The sequence below is a fragment of the Cellulosilyticum sp. genome (genome assembly GCF_982396655.1).
Genome location: NZ_CEVXFV010000024.1, coordinates 1 through 21,960 on the forward strand (window position 1 = coordinate 1; position 21,960 = coordinate 21,960).

The 21,960-nt window shown below is 35.0% G+C and carries 15 protein-coding genes and 1 pseudogene; 12 read left to right on the forward strand and 4 right to left on the reverse strand.

Annotation, left to right across the window (positions count from 1 at the left end; translation table 11 throughout):
• Window positions 1–344: 344 nt before the first annotated feature.
• From AC1VAQ_RS11395 to AC1VAQ_RS11445, 11 genes are all read left to right on the forward strand, one after another.
• The gene (locus AC1VAQ_RS11395; RefSeq protein ID WP_302599164.1) at window positions 345–2,105 is read left to right on the forward strand and encodes a sensor histidine kinase; all 1,761 of its coding nucleotides are present in this window, start codon (window positions 345–347) and stop codon (window positions 2,103–2,105) included.
• 24 nt (window positions 2,106–2,129) lie between these two features.
• On the forward strand, window positions 2,130–3,722 hold the full coding sequence (locus AC1VAQ_RS11400; RefSeq protein ID WP_303244066.1) for a response regulator transcription factor: 1,593 nt from the start codon (window positions 2,130–2,132) through the stop codon (window positions 3,720–3,722).
• Between the two features lie 366 nt (window positions 3,723–4,088).
• A complete protein-coding gene (locus tag AC1VAQ_RS11405; protein WP_302599162.1) occupies window positions 4,089–5,795 on the forward strand; it encodes a type 2 periplasmic-binding domain-containing protein in 1,707 nt (568 codons plus the stop codon).
• Between the two features lie 112 nt (window positions 5,796–5,907).
• Window positions 5,908–6,894, forward strand: a complete 987-nt coding sequence (locus tag AC1VAQ_RS11410) for an ABC transporter permease (RefSeq protein ID WP_330697567.1) — start codon at window positions 5,908–5,910, stop codon at window positions 6,892–6,894.
• A gap of 12 nt (window positions 6,895–6,906) precedes the next feature.
• Window positions 6,907–7,803: a carbohydrate ABC transporter permease gene (locus AC1VAQ_RS11415; protein ID WP_302598110.1), complete on the forward strand. Its 897-nt coding sequence runs from the start codon at window positions 6,907–6,909 to the stop codon at window positions 7,801–7,803.
• A gap of 122 nt (window positions 7,804–7,925) precedes the next feature.
• The gene (locus tag AC1VAQ_RS11420; RefSeq protein ID WP_479903917.1) at window positions 7,926–10,085 is read left to right on the forward strand and encodes a glycoside hydrolase family 3 C-terminal domain-containing protein; all 2,160 of its coding nucleotides are present in this window, start codon (window positions 7,926–7,928) and stop codon (window positions 10,083–10,085) included.
• Window positions 10,086–10,187: 102 nt separating this feature from the next.
• The gene (locus tag AC1VAQ_RS11425) at window positions 10,188–11,738 is read left to right on the forward strand and encodes a glycoside hydrolase family 43 protein (RefSeq protein ID WP_479903918.1); all 1,551 of its coding nucleotides are present in this window, start codon (window positions 10,188–10,190) and stop codon (window positions 11,736–11,738) included.
• 54 nt (window positions 11,739–11,792) lie between these two features.
• On the forward strand, window positions 11,793–12,914 hold the full coding sequence (locus AC1VAQ_RS11430) for a family 8 glycosyl hydrolase (RefSeq protein ID WP_303244068.1): 1,122 nt from the start codon (window positions 11,793–11,795) through the stop codon (window positions 12,912–12,914).
• Between the two features lie 72 nt (window positions 12,915–12,986).
• Window positions 12,987–15,005, forward strand: coding sequence for a sialate O-acetylesterase (locus AC1VAQ_RS11435; protein ID WP_479903919.1), 2,019 nt, complete (start codon window positions 12,987–12,989; stop codon window positions 15,003–15,005).
• Between the two features lie 118 nt (window positions 15,006–15,123).
• Window positions 15,124–16,194, forward strand: coding sequence for a mannonate dehydratase (gene uxuA, locus AC1VAQ_RS11440; RefSeq protein ID WP_479903920.1), 1,071 nt, complete (start codon window positions 15,124–15,126; stop codon window positions 16,192–16,194).
• 121 nt (window positions 16,195–16,315) lie between these two features.
• Entirely contained in the window at window positions 16,316–17,845 is a 1,530-nt protein-coding gene (locus tag AC1VAQ_RS11445) for a mannitol dehydrogenase family protein (RefSeq protein WP_479903941.1), read from the forward strand.
• An 84-nt stretch (window positions 17,846–17,929) separates the two neighbouring features.
• Here AC1VAQ_RS11445 and AC1VAQ_RS11450 read toward each other — a convergent pair whose 3' ends face one another.
• The 4 genes and pseudogenes from AC1VAQ_RS11450 to AC1VAQ_RS11465 all read right to left on the reverse strand — a co-directional run bounded on the left by AC1VAQ_RS11450 (window position 17,930) and on the right by AC1VAQ_RS11465 (window position 20,892).
• Entirely contained in the window at window positions 17,930–18,388 is a 459-nt protein-coding gene (locus AC1VAQ_RS11450; RefSeq protein ID WP_479903921.1) for a hypothetical protein, read from the reverse strand.
• A gap of 668 nt (window positions 18,389–19,056) precedes the next feature.
• Window positions 19,057–19,263 (reverse strand): annotated as a pseudogene (locus tag AC1VAQ_RS11455) (transposase); the annotation flags it as partial.
• A gap of 187 nt (window positions 19,264–19,450) precedes the next feature.
• The gene (locus AC1VAQ_RS11460; RefSeq protein WP_479903922.1) at window positions 19,451–20,380 is read right to left on the reverse strand and encodes a hypothetical protein; all 930 of its coding nucleotides are present in this window, start codon (window positions 20,378–20,380) and stop codon (window positions 19,451–19,453) included.
• A 5-nt stretch (window positions 20,381–20,385) separates the two neighbouring features.
• Window positions 20,386–20,892 (reverse strand): hypothetical protein, encoded by a 507-nt coding sequence (locus AC1VAQ_RS11465; RefSeq protein ID WP_479903923.1) that lies wholly within the window; start codon window positions 20,890–20,892, stop codon window positions 20,386–20,388.
• Window positions 20,893–21,353: 461 nt separating this feature from the next.
• Here AC1VAQ_RS11465 and AC1VAQ_RS11470 point away from each other — a divergent pair, with 461 nt between their 5' ends.
• A complete protein-coding gene (locus AC1VAQ_RS11470; RefSeq protein ID WP_479903924.1) occupies window positions 21,354–21,920 on the forward strand; it encodes a recombinase family protein in 567 nt (188 codons plus the stop codon).
• Window positions 21,921–21,960 lie beyond the last annotated feature (40 nt).

Consider the following 21,960-nt stretch of genomic DNA (forward strand, 5'->3'; position numbering starts at 1 on the left):
GTGTGATAAGTAGGCTATAAGTTGCTGAACGTGGCGGAGCCACTTTTTTATAGAGAGAAACCAACTAAAAACTTGCAATATACATGTACGTAAATCAGTTTCTCCCAATGATTTCACATGACCAAAAACTATGAATAACTAAATTTTATAAATGTGAAATCTACATAAATATGAAATCTATAATAAAAATAAATAAAAACACTGCAAGAATAGTTATAAAATATGTAAATATTATAGAAAATTATAAAAAATAATGATATGATTTAGGTAACTCGTGGAAAATAGTAAAAAGTGGAGGATGGAAAGTAGTTAGCAGGAAGAGTAAATATAAAAGAGGTTAACGGATGAAGCGATTAGAGATATTGAATAGTTGTAAGATAAAGCATAAGTTAGTCATTATATATATCTTTTGTGTGTGCATTCCAATGCTTGTGACAGATAGTGTTATTGTACTTTCTATTAAAAATGATGCCTTGGAACGACAGGCTATTACTATGGAGAATATGATGGAGCGTATTAAGTATAATATTAGAGCAGATATGGCTGGATGTACTTCAATAGCTAGTAATTTGTATACAGATGAGACAATCAATAAGTTCCTAAGTACGGATCATCAATCAAATCTAGAATATTATGAGAGGTATAAGCAGCTCATACAGAATAATATGCTGAAGTATTATTATAACTCTCAGCGGATTAATAATATTATGCTTTATGCAGATAATCCTACAATTATAAATGGGGGAAACTTCTGGAAGGTAGAGGATATAAAAGAAAGTCAGTGGTATAAAAAATTTAAAGAAAGTGGACAAGATACATTATGGGTCACGTATTATAGTGAGCAAAATAAGTTTACTTCTAGGATGAATCGTATAATTAGTCTTATTTCCAAGTTGAATTATAATGGGAGTAAGGGCAGAGAGCGATTTGTTAAAATCGATTTAGAATATAACGGAATATTTAATGACATCCTTAATGAAAAGGTAGATGGAGAAATTTATATTTGTAATGATGAATACATATTATTTTCAAATAAGACAAGTGAAAATAGTTTAAAACCGTTTAAGTCTAGAGACGAGCTTCCAAGTAAGGCGCTAACATATAAGGAAACCTTTAATGTAGGTGAGGATGAATGGACTATTTATATTATGCCGGAAGCAGCTGAAGTATGGCCAATGCTACAAGATTCAAGGGGAATGGTATGGCTACTTATTATCATTAATCTCTTATTGCCAACTTGTATTATTTCAATTGTATCTAAATCATTTACTGGAAGGATTAAGCTGATTGAGGAATACTTAGATAAAGTAAAGAGAGAAGAATTTGAAGTCATCACTGAGAGTGGCGGCAATGACGAGATAGGGGCACTTATTAAGAGCTACAACTTAATGGTAACTAAGATTAAGGACCTTATTGAGACTATTATTAGGAAAAATGCAGAAAAGCAAGCGTTGGAACTAGCAAGAAAGAATGCGGAATTAAAGGCGCTACAGAGTCAAGTTAATCCACATTTTATGTTTAATACACTAGAGAGTATACGTATGAGAAGTCTTTTAAAAAACGAAAATGAGACAGCAGAAATTATAGGTCAACTTTCTATTATTTTAAGGAAGTCATTATCTTGGAAGGATGACAATATTTCTGTAGAAGAAGAAATGACTTTTGTAAAACAATATACTAACATTCAAAAATACCGGTTTGGTGAGAAACTAAGCTTCGGTACTTATATTATGCCTGAATGTAGTAAGCTTAGGATTCCTAAGCTAAGTATATTAACATTTGTAGAAAATGCATGTGTCCATGGTATTGAGGAAATATCAAGCAGTGGAAATGTTTTTGTGGCTGTGTCTAAAGATGAGGAAAATTTATATATTGAGATTAGTGATTCTGGCTGTGGAATGAATGAGCAAGAATTGCAGGAGATAAGAGCGCGTTTAGAATCACTTGATATTAATAAGTTAAGTGAATCAAAAAGTACAGGGATGCTCAATGCACTTATAAGAATGAATTTATATTGTGAGGGGAATTTACAGTTTCAAATCGATAGTGAATTAGGTCAAGGCACAGACATTATGCTTCAAATGCCATTAGATAAGATAAGCTAAGATAAGTATAGAGGGGGAAGAGTCATGATTAATGTACTAATTGTTGATGATGAGCCATTTATTCGTCAGGGGGTAAAAATCTTAATAGATTGGAAGGAATATGGATTTAATATTGCAGATGAAGCAGCAGATGGAAAGGAAGCCCTAGAGCTACTAGAAAAAAATCAATATGATTTAATTATTACAGATATTAAGATGCCACATATGAATGGCATTGAGCTTATTGAAGCAATAAGAAGGGGAAAAAACAAAGATATTAAAGTTATCGTGTTAAGTGGCTATTATGAATTTGAGTATGCAAAACAAGCTATTAAGTATAATGTATCAGATTATATTTTGAAGCCTATACAAAAGGAGGAACTGGTTCGTGTGCTTATTGAATTTAAGGAAGAATATCGAAAGGAAGCAGCGCGCCAGGAAAAGAAATTACATACGGATAAGATTGTATTAGAAAGACATTTGAATGCATTATGTTCAGGTATTTATGACGCGCATGATATAAGCTATGTAAAGGAAAAATTACCGTATTATCGTGAACTTAGGTATATTATGATAGAAGTTGACTTAGGGGATGAAAATTTTATTAAGTTATCTGAGGAAGAAAAGGGCGAAGTGATTAGTGGATTTCATAAGCAGCTTCAAGAATGTACCGCACCATTTGGAGAATATGTCCTTTTAGATATAGATAAGCGAAATGAAGCATATGGTGTAGGTTTCATTTATTCAAGGCAATTTTCAAGGGAAAAAGGAATTAGTGAAAAAGAATATATTAAGAAGCTACAAGAAACAATGAAAGAGGATTGTCCTTATAACTTTTATTATTATATAGGTGAAATGGTAGAGGATATTAGTTTACTAAGTAACTCTTTTAAGTCAGCAATTATTGCTAGGTCCTTTCAAAACTATAAGCATGATAGGGATATCACTTATTATGAAGAAACCTCTGCTATTAAAAGCAATGCATATGGCATAAAAAAAGAATATATGGATGAACTGGTACGCCTTACGGAAGAGAACAAGGAAGAAGAAATTGATAAGTGTATTGATAAAATCTATGCCAGTTTTGATGTGCATAATGTAGACTCTAAGATTATTAATATTAATATTGATTATTTACTTTGTCAGTTTTTATATTTAGCAAAGGACTTGGATGCGGAAGTAGATCAGGAGGAGGTTCTTCGCTATATTAGTGAATGTGCCTTTGAACAATTTGCAGCGAGAGGAAGTGCGAAGCATTTCAAGACATTTGTAAAAGAATTTGCAGGTTATCTATCACAGCTTAGACAGAGCAATTCACATGGCGTGCTTAAGGATGTAGAAAGAGAAATTGAGCAGCATTATATGGAGAACCTAAGTTTGAAATATCTAAGTGAGAAATACTACATCAATAGTGCTTACCTGGGGCAGCTTTTTAGGAAAAAATATGGGGTGCCATTTAAAGATTATCTGAATAACTATCGGTTAGAAAAAGCAAGTGAGCTACTCATAAGGACGAATCACAAAGTATGTTATATTGCAGAATCGGTAGGATATAATAACCTTGATTATTTTATTAATAAGTTTGTACGTTTAAAAGGAAAGACGCCATTACAATACCGTAAACAGTTTTTAAAATAGGGCTCAAGTGTCTAGTACTATTTCGAATACGTAGGGAAAAGAGAAGTTAATAAGTTACTTTGAACATAACGAGGAAGTGTTGTGAAACGCATTAAATAGTTTCGCCGCACTTCTTTGTTATGTGTATAGGAATTGTATAAAAAATATATAGGTTAAAAAGTAAAAGAAACTATTCATGTATAAAATGATTAAAAAAATATAACATGCTGAAGATTCTATATATAAAATGTATAGTTTTTTATACTTTTTATATAGTTTGTTAGGTTGAGATAAGGAGTTGGAATTGATAGAATTTAATTATAAATAAGACAAGACATCGGGATAAGCAATAAGGGGTCTACCATTAAATTAAAGTGAGGGGATTATATGAGAAAAGTAAAATCTATGATAGCACTTCTAGGGGCAATGAGTTTAGTGGCATCTTTAGGAGTAGGATGTGGTCAGGCAACTCAGACAAGTTCAAGTGGTAGTGAAACGAAAAGTACAGATTCAGCAGAACAAACAGATGAGATTAAAGAGTTTTCCATGTATATTGCAATGCCAGGAACAGAAACACCTGAAGATAATAGGGTGTATAACGAAATTACAAAACGCATTGGTGCAAAAGCTAAGATGACTTATCTTACAGGTCAAACAGCTAAAGAGAGCATAGGAACAATGGTTGCTGGTGGCGACTATACAGACTTTATCGTAGGGTCAGATGGGACTTCTCTACTTGTAGATGCAGGAGCACTTATTCCAATTGATGAGTATTGGGATAACTATCCAAATGTTAAAAACTTCTTATCAGAAAGTGACTGGAATAAAATAAGGGCTGAGGATGGACATGTGTATCTTATTCCTCAATTTGGTACCGTAAATGAAAAAGATATGCAAACCTATCACAATGATGAAGCTTTTTGGATTCAAATACGTGTACTAGAATGGGCTAATTATCCAAAAATCAATACATTAGATGAATACTTCGACCTTATCGAGCGTTACATAGAAGCAAATCCAACAATGGATGATGGTCTTGAAAATATAGGTTATGAAATCTTAAGTGATGACTGGCGTTATTACTGCTTAGAAAATCCACCATTATTCTTAGATGGTTATCCAAATGATGGATGCTGCTTCGTAGATCCAGAAACATTAACAGCACATAACTACAATACAACAGATACAGCAAAAGCATACTTCAAGAAATTAAATGAAGAATATGCAAAAGGTATTATTGACCCAGAAACATTTACAATAAACTACGACCAATACATTGCTAAACTTTCAACAGGTCGTGTATGTGGTATGGTTGATCAATTCTGGAACTTCCAAGATGCAGAAAGATCTCTTATTTCTCAAGGTCTTGATGATTGTACATATGTACCAGTTGGTGTAGTCCTTAAAGATGGCACAATTGAAAGATATCATAGTGCACCAGCTTTAGACGTATCAAATGGTTTAAGTATCACAACAAGCTGCAAAGATGTTGAGGGTGCTATGAAGATGATAGATGATATGTTATCACTAGAAATCCAAACTTTACGTATGTGGGGGATGGAAGGCATTGACTATGAGGTAGGTGATGATGGCGTATTCTATAGAACAGAGGAACAAAGAAAGAAAGCCTTAGATAAAGACTTCCAAATCAATGAGTTATGTCAATATACTTATTTCCCATACCATTCAGGTATGAGTTTAGATGGTATTAATGCAGGTTCACCAGCACAACAACCTAGTGAATATTATGCAAGCCAAACAGCAGCTAAGAAAAAGGTACTTGATGCTTATGGACTTAAGACTTTTACAGAATTCTTAAATCCATCACAAGAAAACTCTGACTGGTATCCAATGTGGTCATATACAAATACTTGGACAGCAGATACAGATTATGGCCTTGCTAAAGTTAATATGGATGAGGTAAAACATGAGTGGTTACCAAAGGTAGTTATGGCAGGTGATTTTGAAAGTGCTTGGGACCAATATATGAAAGTATTCAATGAACGTGTTGATGTAGAAGCTTATGAAAATGCATTAACAGAAGAAGTTCAAAGAAGGGTTGCAGTAGCAAAAGGCGAAACTACCAACGAATAGAAGGATAAAATAAAATACATTTCATAGTTTAAGGGGACCTCTATTTCAGATAACTTGTATCAGAAAGAGGCCCCCTTATTATCTGAAAATAACCTAGAAGGAGGAATAATATATGAGCAAGGTGATGGCTGCTATATCAGGAAAGAAGGTTAGAAAACCTAAGGCATATGTAGAAAAAGAGGTATCTAAAAAGATTACGTGGAAAGAAATCGTGAAACAAAAAGAACTTATTTTATTAACGCTTCCTTTCTTGATTTATGTTTTTATTTTTAACTATCTTCCCTTATTTGGCTGGGTAATGGCATTTCAAAATTATAAGCCAGCTAAAGGGTTCTTTGAGCAAAAGTGGGTAGGGCTTGCAAAGTTCCAACAACTTTTTACGAATGATGTTTTCTTGGGTGTTTTAAGAAATACGTTAGCTATGAGCATTATCAATTTAGTTTTAGGTTTTGTATGTTCAATAGGTCTTGCACTTTTATTAAATGAAGTAAAAAGCGTTTTTGGTAAGAAGTTTGTGCAGACAATATCATATTTACCTCACTTCTTATCTTGGGTTATCGTAGTAGGTCTCGTATTCCAAGTACTTTCAATGGATACAGGTATTTTAAATCAAGTTTTATTAGCACTTCATATCATTGATGCACCGATTAACTTCTTATCTATTCCTAAGTATTATTGGGGAATTGTTGGTGTGACTAATGTATGGAAAGAAGTTGGTTGGGGAAGCATTATTTATTTAGCAGCTATTACTTCTATCAATCCGGAACTCTATGAAGCCGCTGAAATTGATGGGGCAGGACGCTTTAAGAAAATGCGTTATGTCACATTACCAGGGATTAAATCAACGATCTGCATTCTCTTAATTATTAATATTGGGAATATCTTAAATGCAGGATTTGATATGCAATATTTATTAACCAATGGTTTAGTACAGAGTGTTTCTCAAACAATTGATATTTATGTTCTTAAATATGGTATTAGTTTAGCAGATTATTCATTAGCTACAGCAGCAGGTATCTTCAAGAGTGTTATTAGTGTGACATTAATTTTCATAGCCAATAGAATTGCTAAGGCTATGGGTGAAGAAAGATTATTCTAAGGGGGAGCGTACATGAAAACAAAATCATTAAAAAATAAAAAGCCAGCAGATATTATTTTCGTTATTGTAAATACGTTGATTTTAGGATTATTTACAGTAGCTATTTTATATCCCATTATCAATACAGTTGCTTATTCATTTAATGATGGAACAGATGCTTTAAGGGGCGGAATTTATTTTTGGCCTAGAAAGTTTTCGCTTAAGAACTACCAAATGGTATTTGGTAAAGAGTTATTATGGACGGCGACTAAGATTTCTGTTTTAAGAACAGTTATTGCCACGGTATCACAACTTTTTGTTACTTCTTTATTAGCTTATATTTTAAGTCGTAAGGAATTTCTCTTTAGAAAACAGGTTTCATTTATTTATGTGTTAACAATGTATGTAAGTGGCGGGCTTATTCCTACATTCGTTTTATTTAAAAATATGGGTCTTACAAATAGCTTCTGGGTCTATATTCTTCCAGGTATGGTAAGTGCCTTTAATATGATTGTTATTAGAACATTTATGAATGGTCTTCCAGATAGTTTGGTAGAATCAGCACAAGTAGATGGAGCAGGTCATTTCACCATTTTCATGAAAATCGTTTTACCTTTGTGTAAGCCAGTACTTGCGACAGTGGCATTATTTATCGCTGTAAGTCAATGGAATTCATGGTTTGATGCAATGCTTTATAACCGTACAGCATCTAATTTAACAACACTGCAATATGAATTGATGAAGCTTCTTTCTTCAGTTATGAATCAAGGGGGAAATGCAGAGACAATGAAGAATGCAGCTAACACCATTTCACCGCTTACAATGCGTGCAGCAACAACTGTAATTACAGCACTTCCAATTGTATGCTTATATCCATTCTTACAGAAATACTTTGTAACAGGAATGACCATTGGTGGGGTTAAAGAATAAGATATAAAATAATTCAAAAAATACATAATAAAGTACATGGATAATAGAAGAGATTTGGCTTAATATAAGAGAAAAATAGAGCATTAAAGTGAGTAATAAGAGGGGAAAAGGAGAGGTAGTGGATGAGAGATTTTAAAGCAGAGGCTAGAGCATTAGTAGGGCAGATGGATTTACTTGAGAAGGCATCCCAGCTTAGATATGATGCACCGGCAATTAAGCGATTAGGAATTCCTACTTATAATTGGTGGAATGAAGCATTGCATGGTGTAGCAAGGGCGGGTACAGCAACTATATTTCCACAAGCTATCGGACTTGCAGCTATGTTTGATGAAGAGAAGTTAGGTGAAATTGCAGATATTATTGCAGTAGAAGGACGTGCGAAATACAATCAGTTTTCCGAGAAGGGAGATCGGGATATTTATAAAGGCATGACGTTCTGGGCACCTAATATTAATATCTTTAGGGACCCTAGATGGGGAAGGGGTCATGAGACTTATGGCGAAGATCCTTATTTAACCTCAAGATTAGGGGTTGCCTTCATTAAGGGATTACAGGGAGATGAAAATGAGGAATATTTAAAAGCAGCAGCGTGTGCCAAACATTTTGCAGTACATTCTGGGCCAGAGGAAGAAAGACATCACTTTGATGCAATTGTTTCAAAGAAAGATTTATATGAAACATATTTGCCAGCCTTTGAGGCAGCCGTCAAAGAAGCACATGTAGTAGGCGTGATGGGGGCTTACAACCGCGTAAACGGGGAACCTGCTTGTGGCAGTAAAACGCTTCTTGTAGATATTTTAAAGAAGGAGTGGGGCTTTGAGGGTTATATCGTATCTGATTGTTGGGCGATTCGTGATTTCCATACAGAACATATGGTCACGCATACAGCAACTGAATCAGCAGCCTTAGCGATTAATAATGGCTGTGAGTTGAACTGTGGCAATACTTACTTACATATGCTAGAAGCTTATGAAGAAGGCCTAGTAAAAGAGGAGACAATTACAGCCGCAGCAGAAAAGTTATTAGCTATTCGTATGCAGCTTGGTTTATTTGATAAAAATTGTAAGTACAATGAAATCCCTTATGAAATTAATGATTGCAAGGCACATCATGAGGTAGCCCTTGAGGCAGCTAGAAGAAGTATGGTCATGCTTAAAAATGATGGTATCTTACCACTTGATATGAATCAGCTAAAATGCATTGGTGTAATCGGGCCAACTGCCAATAGCCGTACAGTTTTAGAAGGCAATTACAATGGAACAGCTTCTAGATATACAACATTTGTAGAAGGCATTCAAGATTATGTAGGTGATAAGGTGAGAGTATATTACTCAGAAGGCTGCCATTTATTTAAGAATGCTATGTCTAGCTTGTCTTGGGAAGATGACCGTTTAGCAGAAGCTTTAATCGTTGCCGAACAAAGTGATGTGGTAGTGTTATGCTTAGGGCTTGATTCAACCATTGAGGGAGAACAAGGGGATACAGGAAATGCTTTTGCAGGTGGAGATAAAGTAAGTTTAAATTTAATTGGCAAACAGCAGCATTTACTTGAAAAAGTTGTAGCGGTAGGGAAACCAACTATATTAGTTCTAAGTACAGGAAGTGCTATGGCCATCAATTATGCAGAGGAACATTGCAACGGTATTTTTGAAACATGGTATCCAGGTGCAGAAGGCGGCAAGGCTTTAGCACAGTTGTTATTTGGAGAATACTCACCAAGTGGTAAGTTACCTGTTACTTTCTATAAAACAACAGAAGAATTACCAGATTTTACGGACTATGCAATGAAGGGACGTACTTATCGTTATATGGAAAATGAAGCCTTATATCCCTTTGGTTATGGTTTAAGCTATGCAGATATAAGTGTCAAGGATGCTGAGATTACGAAGGTTACAACTGTGACAAAAAGGGAAGACGTAGCAGATAAGGTTACAAACCAAGTAGAAGAAATGAAGTATGAAGTAAAAGTAGCGCTTGCAAATAATGGGCACTGTGATGGATATGAAACGATTCAAATTTATATTAAGGATATGGCATCTAGCTATGCAGTACCGAACTTTAGTTTATGCAGCTTCAAATCTGTGTATTTAAAAGGCGGCGAAAGTAAGACGGTTATTTTAGAGATAAAAGAAAGCGCCTTTACTGTAGTAGATGAAAAAGGTAGACGTTTCATTGATAGTGATAAATTTAAACTTTTCATCGGGACATCTGCCCCAGATGAAAGAAGTCAGAAGCTTACAGGAAAAGCACATATTACGAGAGAAATTGAGTTAATGAAATAAGAATGTATTTTAGGAGTAGTAAAGAAAAACTTTGCTACTCCTAAAATATCACATAAGAGAATTTAAAGATAAATATTTAAAGATAAATAAAGGAGAAAATCTATGAGAACATTTCATAATCCAATTTTACCTGGATTTTATCCAGACCCTTCTATATGCAGAGTAGGTGATGATTATTACCTTGTGAATTCTAGCTTTAGCTATTATCCTGGAGTGCCTATCTTCCATAGCAAGGATTTAGTACATTGGGAGCAGATAGGGCATGTCTTAGAGAGAGAAAGTCAACTGCCACTAGGAGGTTCACCTCAGTCAGGAGGAATTTATGCCCCAACTATCAGATATCATGAAGGAACTTTTTATATGGTAACAACCAATGTGTCTGGGATAGGAAATTTTTATGTAACGGCTACAAATCCAGCAGGGCCATGGTCTGAGCCAATTATATTAGAAGAAGCTGGCGGTATTGATCCGAGCTTATTTTTTGATGATGATGGTAAGGCTTATTATATTGGGACAGTAGGAAAAGATGAAAAGGTCTCTAAATACTGGGGAGATAATGTGATTTATCTTAGGGAATTAGATCTTGAGCAAGGGAAATTAGTAGGAGAAACACATGTGTTATGGGAAGGTGCATTCAAGGAGTCTGTATGGGCAGAGGGGCCTCATCTTTATAAAAAAGATGGTTATTATTATGTAATGATTGCAGAAGGCGGTACAGCACATGAGCATTCTATCACGATTGCAAGAAGTAAGTGTATTACAGGACCTTATGAAGCTAATTTGTGTAATCCTATTTTGACACATCGCCATTTAGGAAAAAATAGTCCAATTACAAATACAGGACATGGTGATTTAGTAGAAACACAAAATGGCGAATGGTGGATGGTGCTATTGGGTTGTAGGCCTTATGAAGGCTATTATAACTTAGGCCGTGAAACATTTTTGGTGCCAGTGACTTGGGAAGATGGATGGCCTGTTGTAAATGAAGGCAAAGGAATTGTAGAGGAAGTAAGCAAGGCACCTAACTTGCCTGAATTTGCAATTGTACCGGATGATATCTGTCAGCATTTCATGAATGAAACATTAGATTATAAATGGGTTTCTTTAAGGGGGCCTAAAGAAGTATTTTGCAGTTTAAAGGAAAGAGAAGGATATTTAAGATTAAAACTTAGACCAGAGTGCATTAAGGAATTAGGCATCCCAAGCTTTGTGGGGCGTAGGCAGCAGCATAAAGATTTCAATGTTAATACAATGATGATGTTTGAACCTCATAAAGCAGGTGAAACAGCAGGACTTGTACTGATTCAAAATGAGAGATACCACTTTAGATATGAGTATGTCATGGAAGCAGAGAAGACGTATTTACAGCTTACAAGATGTGAAGAGGGAGAAGATGAAATAATTAATAGGGTAGCTTTTGGGGGGACAAAAGTTTATATGAAGGTTGTGGCAAGAGGGCAACATCTTGATTTTTACTATGGAAGTACACCAGGAAAGGTTACAAAATTGGCTGGGGATGTAGATGCCACAACCCTAAGTACGGATAAAGCAGGTGGTTTTGTAGGGACTTGTATAGGCATGTATGCAAGTAGTAATGGTGAAATAACACAGAATGTTGCAGATTTTAAGTGGTTTGAATATAGCGGGATATAGCAAAAACATAGAAAAAATATAGAAAGTGTATAGAAGGGATAAAAGGGTGAATATATGATGCTGCAAAAAGATAAAACCTATACCAATTATTTTAAGTTATTAGGATATGATGAAAAAGAAATAGAAAAGAGACTATCAGAGATTTATCATACATTTTTTTTTGGCCCAGAAGAGGAAAAAATTTATCATGAGTTCGGGGAAGATATGGCCTATGTACTAGACACAGGAAATAATGATGTACGTACTGAAGGAATGTCTTATGCCATGATGATGTGTGTACAGAGGGATATGAAAGTTGAGTTTGACCGTTTATGGAAGTGGGTTAAAACTTATATGTGGCTAGAGACGGGATGGCATAAAGGGTATTTTGCATGGTCAGTACTTCCTACGGGAGAAAAAAATTCTAATGGGCCGGCGCCAGATGGTGAGGAATATTTTGCTATGGCATTATTTTTTGCATCTCATAGATGGGGGGAGGGTGAAGGCATATTTGCTTATGAAAAGGAAGCGAGAGCAATACTACATGAGTGCATTCATAAAGGAGAAGATGGGATAGGAGATGCTATGTGGCATCTAGGAAATAAGCTCATCAAATTTGTACCTGGCGTAGAGTTTACAGACCCATCTTATCATTTACCCCATTTTTATGAGCTTTTTGCCCTATGGGCAAGTGAGGAAGATAGAGGATTTTGGAAAGAAGCCGCTAAGGCAAGTCGTGCATTTTTAGCAAAGGCAGCACATCCTATAACGGGGCTAACAGCTGAATATACATCCTATGATGGGGTCCCAAGATTTGAGGAAGGGCATGGCAATTATTATAGTGATGCGTATCGTGTGATTGCTAACTTAGGCTTAGATAGTGAATGGTTTGGGCCTTTTAAATGGAATAGTGAATGTGCAAATAAGATTCAAACCTTTTTTAATGAAAATGTGAGGGATGATGCATATAAGATTTATACCATTGATGGAACGATTATAGAGGAGTCTGCCCTGCATCCAGTAGCAATTGTTGCAACGAATGCAATGGGCTCATTAGCAGCTAGGGGGAAATACAGTGACTTATGTGTAAGGAAGTTCTGGAATACACCACTTCGAAAGGGCGTAAGAAGATATTACGATAACTGTTTATACCTATTTGCATTTTTAGCTTTAAGTGGTAATTATCGTATTTGGTAAAATTAAAGATTTAACTAGGGTATGTGCATGGATAAATGATAGAAATAGAGAAGTTATAGAGAGGTGTATGCTATGAAACAAGGAAACATAGTAGATGAGACGTTTAAGTTACCGAAACTAATATCTGATGGCATGGTGCTACAAAGAAATCAGGCTATTAAGATATGGGGCTTTATACAGGAAGGCAAAAGTGTAAGTATTACTTTTCAAGGATGTACCTATTCTGCTATAGGGGATGCAAAGGGGAAATGGGAGATTAACATACCACCACAAGAAGCAGGTGGACCTTATGAAATGATATTTGAGGCTGATCATAAAGGGGATAGTAAGATTGTTCTTAAAGATATTTTAGTGGGGGACTTATGGCTTTGCGGGGGACAATCTAATATGGAACTCCCTGTAAATCGGGTAATGGAACGATACAAGGAAGAAGTTTTAAGCTATGAAAACCCTATGATTAGAATGTTCCATGTGCCTATGAAATATGAGTTTAATACGCCTATTGAAGACTTTGAAGAAGGCAAATGGCAAACTTTAGACCAAAGGAATGTACAGGATTTCAATGCAGTAGGCTATTTCTTTGCAAAGGCGCTTTTTGAAAAGTATAGTGTACCCATTGGGCTTATTCACTGCGCTATTGGGGGGACACTTGTTCAGACTTGGATGAGTGAAGAGGCATTGGAAGAATTCCCTGTATACTTGGAGCAGATGGCGAAGTATAAAGAGGATGTGTGTGTCAAAAGAGTGCTTGAAGAAGATGCGGCTAGGATAAGCCAATGGTACGATAGGGCCAATGAATTAGACTTAGGATTAGCAGAAGAGGATGGCAGCATCAGTTGGTATGATACGGCTTATGAGGTAAGGGATTGGAAGACTTATCAGATGCCTAACTTTTTAGTTGATCCAGAGTTATCAGAGGGCGGTTTTATATGGTTTAGAAAGGAAATTGAAGTGCCAGAGTCTATGGCAGGAAAGGCAGGAAGGCTTTTACTTGGTACGATTGTGGACAATGATATAGCGTATATTAATGGCATACAAGTGGGGACTACACCATATAGATATCCACCTAGGATTTATAGCGTGTCGGAAGGGGTATTAAAAAAAGGAAAAAATAGCATTGTGGTACGTGTTGGTTTTGAACGAAAGGAAGTGGGGCTTACACCAGGTAAACGATGTGGGTTAGAAGTAGATGGAGAATTCATTGATTTAGCAGGTGCATGGCAGTACAAAATAGGTGCAAAGATGGAGGCACTTATGCCACAAACCTTTTTACAATATGAGCCTACAAGTTTATATAAGGGTATGCTTTATCCACTTAAAGATATGGGATTAAAAGGTGTTATATGGTATCAAGGGGAATCAAATACCCATAAGCCTGAAGACTATAAAGCCTTATTTGAAGGATTAATTAAAGATTGGCGTAGGCTATGGCAAAGGCCAGAACTTCCTTTTTTGTATGTACAGCTTCCAGGATTTGCAACAGTAAGCGAAGACTATTATGACGCGAGAAACTGGCAACAAGAAGAGGATAAGGAGGGGGAAGAAGTTACTTGTCCCCAAGACTTAGGTAATGCACAAGATTTTGAACTTATAAGAGAAGCGGATATTAATGGTGGTTGGGCTATGCTAAGACAGGCACAGCTTGAAACATTAGAAATACCTCATACAGCCATGGTAGTTGCATTAGATACTGGGGAATGGAATGATTTACATCCTTTAAATAAGAAGGATATAGGTCAAAGGTTGGCAAGGGCGGCAAGGGCTATTGCTTATGACGAGGACATTGCGTATAGCAGTCCATTGGCGGAAAAGGCAAGCGTAGAAGATGGCAAAGTGGTGATAACCTTCAGACATGTAGGCGGCGGATTGATGGTAAAAGGCAAGAGACTTAATCAGTTTATAATTTCAGAGGATGGGGTTCATTTCTATAAGGCACAGGCAGCACTTAGAAATAATGAGGTGATTGTTTGGCATAATCAAATGAAAAAGCCAATAGAGATAAGGTATGCTTGGGCAGATAATCCAGTCGGTGCCAATTTATATAGTTTGGAAGGGTTACCTGCGGCACCTTTTGCAATAAAGATTTCCTAGGCAATAGACATAAAAAGGTCTTATAAAAACAAAAGAATGATATAAAATAAAAGTCTTATAAAATAAAGAGTCTATAAAATAAAGATTTTATAAAATAAAGAGAAATGGGGAAAAGCAGATGGAAATGACTTTAAGATGGTATGGCAGTCAATTTGACAGTGTAACATTAAAACAAATCAGACAAATTCCTGGTGTAAATGGGGTAATTTCTACGCTTTATGATATGCCAGCAGGAGAGGCATGGGAGAGGGAGCGTGTCAAAGCATTAAAAGCAGAAATAGAGGGGACAGGTCTCAAATTATGCGGGATAGAAAGTGTGAATATCCATGATGCTATTAAAGTGGGAAGCAGTGAGCGAGACTGTTATATTGAAAATTATATTAAGTCGTTAGAAGCATTAGGCGAGGAAGATATTCATATGGTGTGTTATAATTTCATGCCTGTTTTTGACTGGACGCGTACAGATTTAGCGAAGGTAAGACCAGATGGTTCTACTGTTTTAGCCTATGACCAAAAAGTAATTGATCAAATTAATCCAGAAAATATGTTTGAAGCCTTAGATAGCAAATCGAATGGTTTCATTCTTCCTGGCTGGGAACCAGAACGTATGGCACATATTAAGGCACTCTTTGAAATGTATAAAGAGGTGGATGAGGAGAGACTGTTTAATAACTTCATTTATTTCTTAAAAGCCATTATGCCAACTTGTGAAAAGTATGATATTAAAATGGCAATTCATCCGGATGATCCAGCATGGCCCGTATTTAATTTACCTCGCATTGTCACTAATGAAGCACAGATTTTAAGATTTTTAAATGAGGTAGACAGCCCTTGCAATGGGATTACATTATGCACAGGTTCATTAGGTTCTAATCCTAAAAGTGATTTGTCTGGTATCATTAGAAAATTAAAAGGACGTATTCATTTTGCACATGTAAGAAATTTAAAATATGAATCAGAAGGCAAGTTTGAAGAAGCCGCTCATTTATCAAGAGATGGGTCTATGGATATGTATGAGATCATGAAGGCCCTATATGAAATAGGCTTTGAGGGGCCTATTAGACCAGATCATGGACGTATGATTTGGGGAGAAGTTGCAATGCCTGGTTATGGTTTATATGATAGAGCACTAGGGGCTACATATTTGAATGGGCTTTGGGAAGCAATCGAGAAGAGCAGTGAAAACTGAAAGATAAGCGTAGATAGGCATTAAAAATATGAGAGGAAGAGTTTGAATAAGGTGAGGGTGTAAATGAGGAGGAGGATGGAAAGTGGAATTGAGGAGCAGGGATATTGAAGAGCATAAAGTGATGTTGGAAGCAAAGGGATATAAGGTGTATGGGTATGACTGGGCGGCTGTAAGGGAGAGAACTTTGGAGGCACCTATTTGGATACACTTTGGGGCTGGGAATATTTTTAGGGGATTTCCAGCTGTACTTCAGGATGAGTTATTAGAAAGAGGTTTAGAGAATAAAGGCATTATTGTATGTGAGACTTATGACACAGAAATTATCGATAAAGTTTATGCACCCTTTGAGAATTTAAGCATTGATGTGACATTAAAGGCTAATGGAGACTTGGAGAAGAAAGTGGTAGGAAGTGTTGTGGAATCTTTAAAGGGAATGGACGCTAAGCTGAAACAATATTTTGCAGCACCTTCTTTACAAATGGTTAGTTTTACAATTACAGAAAAGGGTTATAGGGTATCAGAAAATGAGAAGGATTTTGAGAAGGCACCAGCTTTAAGTGAGACCTTAATGGGACAACTCACTTATTTATGCTATTTACGTTATCAAAGGGGAGCTTATCCTATTGCATTAGTAAGTTTAGATAACTGTTCAAAAAATGGAGAGAAGCTTTATGATGCGATTAAAGCTTTTGCTACAAAATGGATTCAACAAGGTAAGTTGGACACAGGATTTATAGATTACTTAGAAAATAAAGTGGCTTTTCCTTGGTCAATGATTGATAAGATTACACCTCAACCTAATAAGGAAGTAAGTGAGTTATTAGCACAAGATGGCATGGCCAATATGACGATTATTAAGACAGATAAAAACACATGGATTGCGCCATTTGTGAATGCAGAGGAAAAACAATATCTTGTCATAGAAGATACATTCCCTAATGGCAGACCCGCTTTAGAAGCGGTGGGGGTACAATTTACAGATAGAGAAACAGTGAATAAGGTAGAGAAGATGAAAGTGGGCACTTGCCTTAATCCATTACATACAGCGCTTGCAATATTTGGCTGCTTACTAGGTTATGAACGTATTTACGAAGAAATGCGTAATCCTCATCTCCTAAATTTAATCAAAAAAATTGGGTATGAAGAAGGCTTGCCAGTCGTAGTAAATCCTAAGATTATAGAGCCTAAAATGTTTATTGATGAAGTTATCAATGATAGGCTGCCTAATCCATTTATTCCAGACAGCCCATGGCGCATCATTGCAGATACTTCACAGAAGCTGCCAATCCGTTTTGGTGAAACATTAAAAAGCTATGCAAAGGATAAGCCAGAGCAACTTAAAACACTTAAATATATTCCATTAGTTTTTGCAGGATGGTGCAGATATCTTATAGGAATAGATGACACAGGCAAGGTTTATGAAGTAGGCCCAGATCCGCTAGCAACCGAAATGCAAGAAATCATGAAAGTAGTTGAGCTAGGCAGCAATGAAGGGATCCATGAAAAACTAGAGCAGATATTATCTAATAAAGCTCTATTTGGCATGAATTTATATGAAGTAGGATTGGGTGAGAGAGTAGAAGAATACTTTAAAGCACTCAATGGCGGTATAGGAGCAGTAGCAGAAGTATTGAAAAGATATTGTGAGTAACAAAGAATGGGGGATGACATATTCGATCTGGTTAATAATAAGAGGGGCACAGATTATCTGTGCCTTTTTGCATTTATTATGGATTTAATTAGGTACTGCTGTTATTTTTCTCTTAAAGTAAAAATCTTTGTCTAGAAGATATTCTTCATCGGGACTAAGTTCAGCATCAAGCAAAGTTTTAGTTGTGTATAGATTTTTTAGATTATATGTATGGTAGTTCTTTGAAATAACTTGCTTGATTTTTTCTATAAATATTTCAGCGTCAATAAAATCTTGTGGGTTAAGTGAATCTAGAGAGATACAGATAGCATCTATTTTGGTGTTTCCATGTCCATCTGAAAAGACATCTTCTCTAATAGTTATCATTTCATTCAAGTCATTTGGAAGATCAGATATTTTGATGAAATTATCACTTAAAATATTGTTATCTTCATCCCAAATGCTGTATTTTGAATCAAAAATTCTTAAATCAGCACTTTGTACCTGTATCCTTAGAAAAAATACATTATCATTATTAAGCATACGATTAATCATTAATCTCATTAATACTTCCTCCTTTCAATATCTAAGAAAATTATACACTTAAATAAGAATGAATAATGTCGAATAAGTACTTAGTGTAAAAAAATTAATGTCATCAGTTCAAAACTTAAGAGTTATGAACGTGAAAAATATAGAAGCAAAATGCTCACATCTTATATGCTTAAACAGCTTACAAAAGTATACTTATTCAGGTGAATCACCTTAAAAGAACATTAACACTTTGACATCATGACTTTATAGTATTAAAATAATAAGTGTCTAATAAAACACTTATTAAGTAAGACATCTAAAATTGATATAATCTTCAATGCATAAGATCTATAAAGGTCCAAAAAGTGTCAAATAAACTGAAGCAGTTATTATTGGTACAACAAGTGAATCTTAATTAGTAAGCAACTAATCTATGATTAAACTAAATAATAGCAGGACATATAGCTATTAAAAATTTCTATTGTTTTCTATTGAAAATAACTTTATAAATACCCCCGCACATATAACTTTAAATGAAGGCATAGACAAATTAGATTATCCATACCTTCATTTAAAGTTATATTAGTTCATTTTATCTTTTATTATATTTATCAATACTATCACCTCTAGCAATAGTATTGCCAGTGAACACGAAGGCTAAAAGCGTATACCTTCTAAAGGAGATGGAGTTAGACCACGCTTTTGGGATTTAAATATGGTGAAATACTCACAAGCATGTGTATATAATCTGGACATGCCTCAGCTTCTATACGTTATCCACATAACTTTCGCAATATCTGACCAATATCTGCTTTTAATTCGTTGTATATAACTTTCCGCCTATGACTTAGAGGAAATACTATATGATATTCACATCTATACGCAGAATGAGCTGTTGTCTTTATTTAGTTTTTCATCAAAAACCCTCCTATTATAGTAGTAATGCGGTCGTCAAATATACATTCCATTATAATAGAAGGGTTTATATACTAAAGTTCCCTTACCTACCCCTAGCAAAACTAGGGGTTTTGTTACGCTAAAGCATGTATCATTTTTATACTTTATTTAGTGCTTATTTTATTTTTTTAAGTATTAGTTCTTATTCTTTAATTGTTGCAGATCAATGACTTTTATTGCCCCCTGAGTATATATTGTTAATAGTGATTTTTTTAAATCTATACCAATTATATTGTCAACAGATGCTAGAATTTCTTTGCTTTTGCCATCAGTAATAGTTAATTGTAGTTGGCTTAAATCAGCTGAAGCATTTATCTGGATTAATGTATTGCTAACAGGATCTGATAAATTTATAGACTTCTTTTCAAACTCATCAGTATCTGAGTATATAGTGTCATTATTAGTGCAGTATACTTGTCCATTAAGTACCACGATTTGGCTTGAAACAAGACCTGTTTTAATAATGTTAGGTTTATTATTATAATCAGATATGTTTAATGCATAGAGTGTATAAGTACTCGTAGCATAATTATATGATATGTAATACAAGATATTGTCTATTAAGGCACCAGAGAGAATTGCACCATTAGTATGTGTGTATTCATATAGCTGGTTGTCGGAATATTTCACTATTACAGACTCTGTTTTATTTACATCAGCATAGTTGGCTTTTATGAAGAAATAATTCAATTCATCTGTAGCTAAGGGAAAAATTGCGGAATTCACTTCGTCCTCTAGCTTATAGACTTCAGTTATATTTCCTTCATTATATTCTAATATGCTGAAGTGATTATTGTAACTATCCCCAGATGTATAGTATGAACTGGGAGTGTTAAATGCATATTGAATTATGCCAGTTCCAGTATAAGGCTCAATTGGTAAACCTGTGTTTTTAATTGCATTATACTTGACAAACTTTTGTGAGAAGTGGTCATAAGCAAGCAGTTCCCCATTGTCAAGATTCCAAGCTGTTGTTTCGGTGTTAGGTGTTGCTGGGGTATTGAAAGCACATCCGGTTAAGCATGTTAAGACTAGTAGAGTTGTAAATATGACTTTTTTAAACAATTATATTAAACTCCAGATGTTATTTCATATGTTTTAGCATCATCCACAAGTTTTACTTTAGCTGTATTTGCGATTGAAATTGTACCAGTTCTGTAATCTTTGCTTGGAGTAACAATCATGTTAGAACCATAGTCAGCTATTTTTTGACCTTTTGTGTTTTCCCAGTATTTAGATACAGTATTTGCAGTTTGCCAAGATGATGAAGCTCCAACTGATACTTCACTATCACTGATACCTAGTGAAATACTTGCTGAATTTCTTAATGATGCACTGCCTTGCCATGTGGTTCTGATCCATTCAACTGCACGGTCTCCTTCATAAACAGCAGATACTTGGTAATCCCATTTATAGATGTTACCAGATGATGTAGGTGATGTAGATCTCCATGAGTTGGAATATAATGTCCCTTTCCCGCCAGGAATTATTTTGTAGTCATCATCTTTTAAACGTTTTAATTGTTGTGATTTATAGATCTCTATAGGACTAACACCTGAAGTATCAGTTTGTGGCATTTGAGATGCAAAAGTTCCTACGCTAGATATTGTTAATATTGCACATCCGATAATACTTTTTAAAATGTTTTTATTCATAAAAAACCTCCTAATTATTTGTTTTTTCTTACACTAATCCAAAATCTATTATGCAATATTTTTAGAAAATAGTCAATATATTGAAAAAAATAAAAATTGCAATCTTTCGTTCAAATAGGTGGCTTAGATATTTAAAGTTTCCCAATACATTGCTTTGCGAGATAATGTGGAACGAATTTATTCATGAGAAAACATACTTCTAGAGTAGTTAAGAGTAAAAACAAAGATACGCTAAAATAGAATTTTCAAGTAAACTTACTGTAGGATTCATTTTATAAATGCAGTGTCAAAACTTAAGAGTATTGACACTTATTTTGTTGAAACGTATAATCAATACATTAACGGTGTCAATACATAGTATCAAAAGTATAGGAGAAAAATATATGATTTATGGATATGCAAGAGTAAGTACAAAAGGACAAGCTAAGGATGGAAATAGTTTAGAGAGCCAAGAACAACAGTTAAGAGAAGCAGGAGCAGTAGAGATTTGTTCTGATAGTTTTACAGGAACAAAGATGGATAGACCAGAACTAGATAAGTTATTAGAAAAGCTTTCAGAAGGAGATACATTGATCGTAACTAAACTTGATAGAATTGCAAGAAGCATGACACAGGGGAGTGAGCTAGTAACAAAGTTAATTGAAAAAGGGATACGAGTACACATTTTGAATATTGGTGTAATGGATAATACTCCTGCTTCTAAGCTTATTAGAAATATATTTTTTGCATTTGCAGAATTTGAAAGAGATATGATTGTTGAGCGAACACAGGAAGGTAAAGCTATTGCTAAGACAAAGAGTGGATTTAAAGAGGGGAGACCTAAGAAATTTACACAAGAACAATTAGCACATGCGTTGCAATTATTAAAAGAGAATAGTTATGCAGAAGTTGAAAAAATGACAAAGATTAGTAAAAGCACGTTAATTAGAGAGAATAGAAGGAATAGGTAAGTTGTATTAATTTTAAATATAATAAATATTTACAATATTA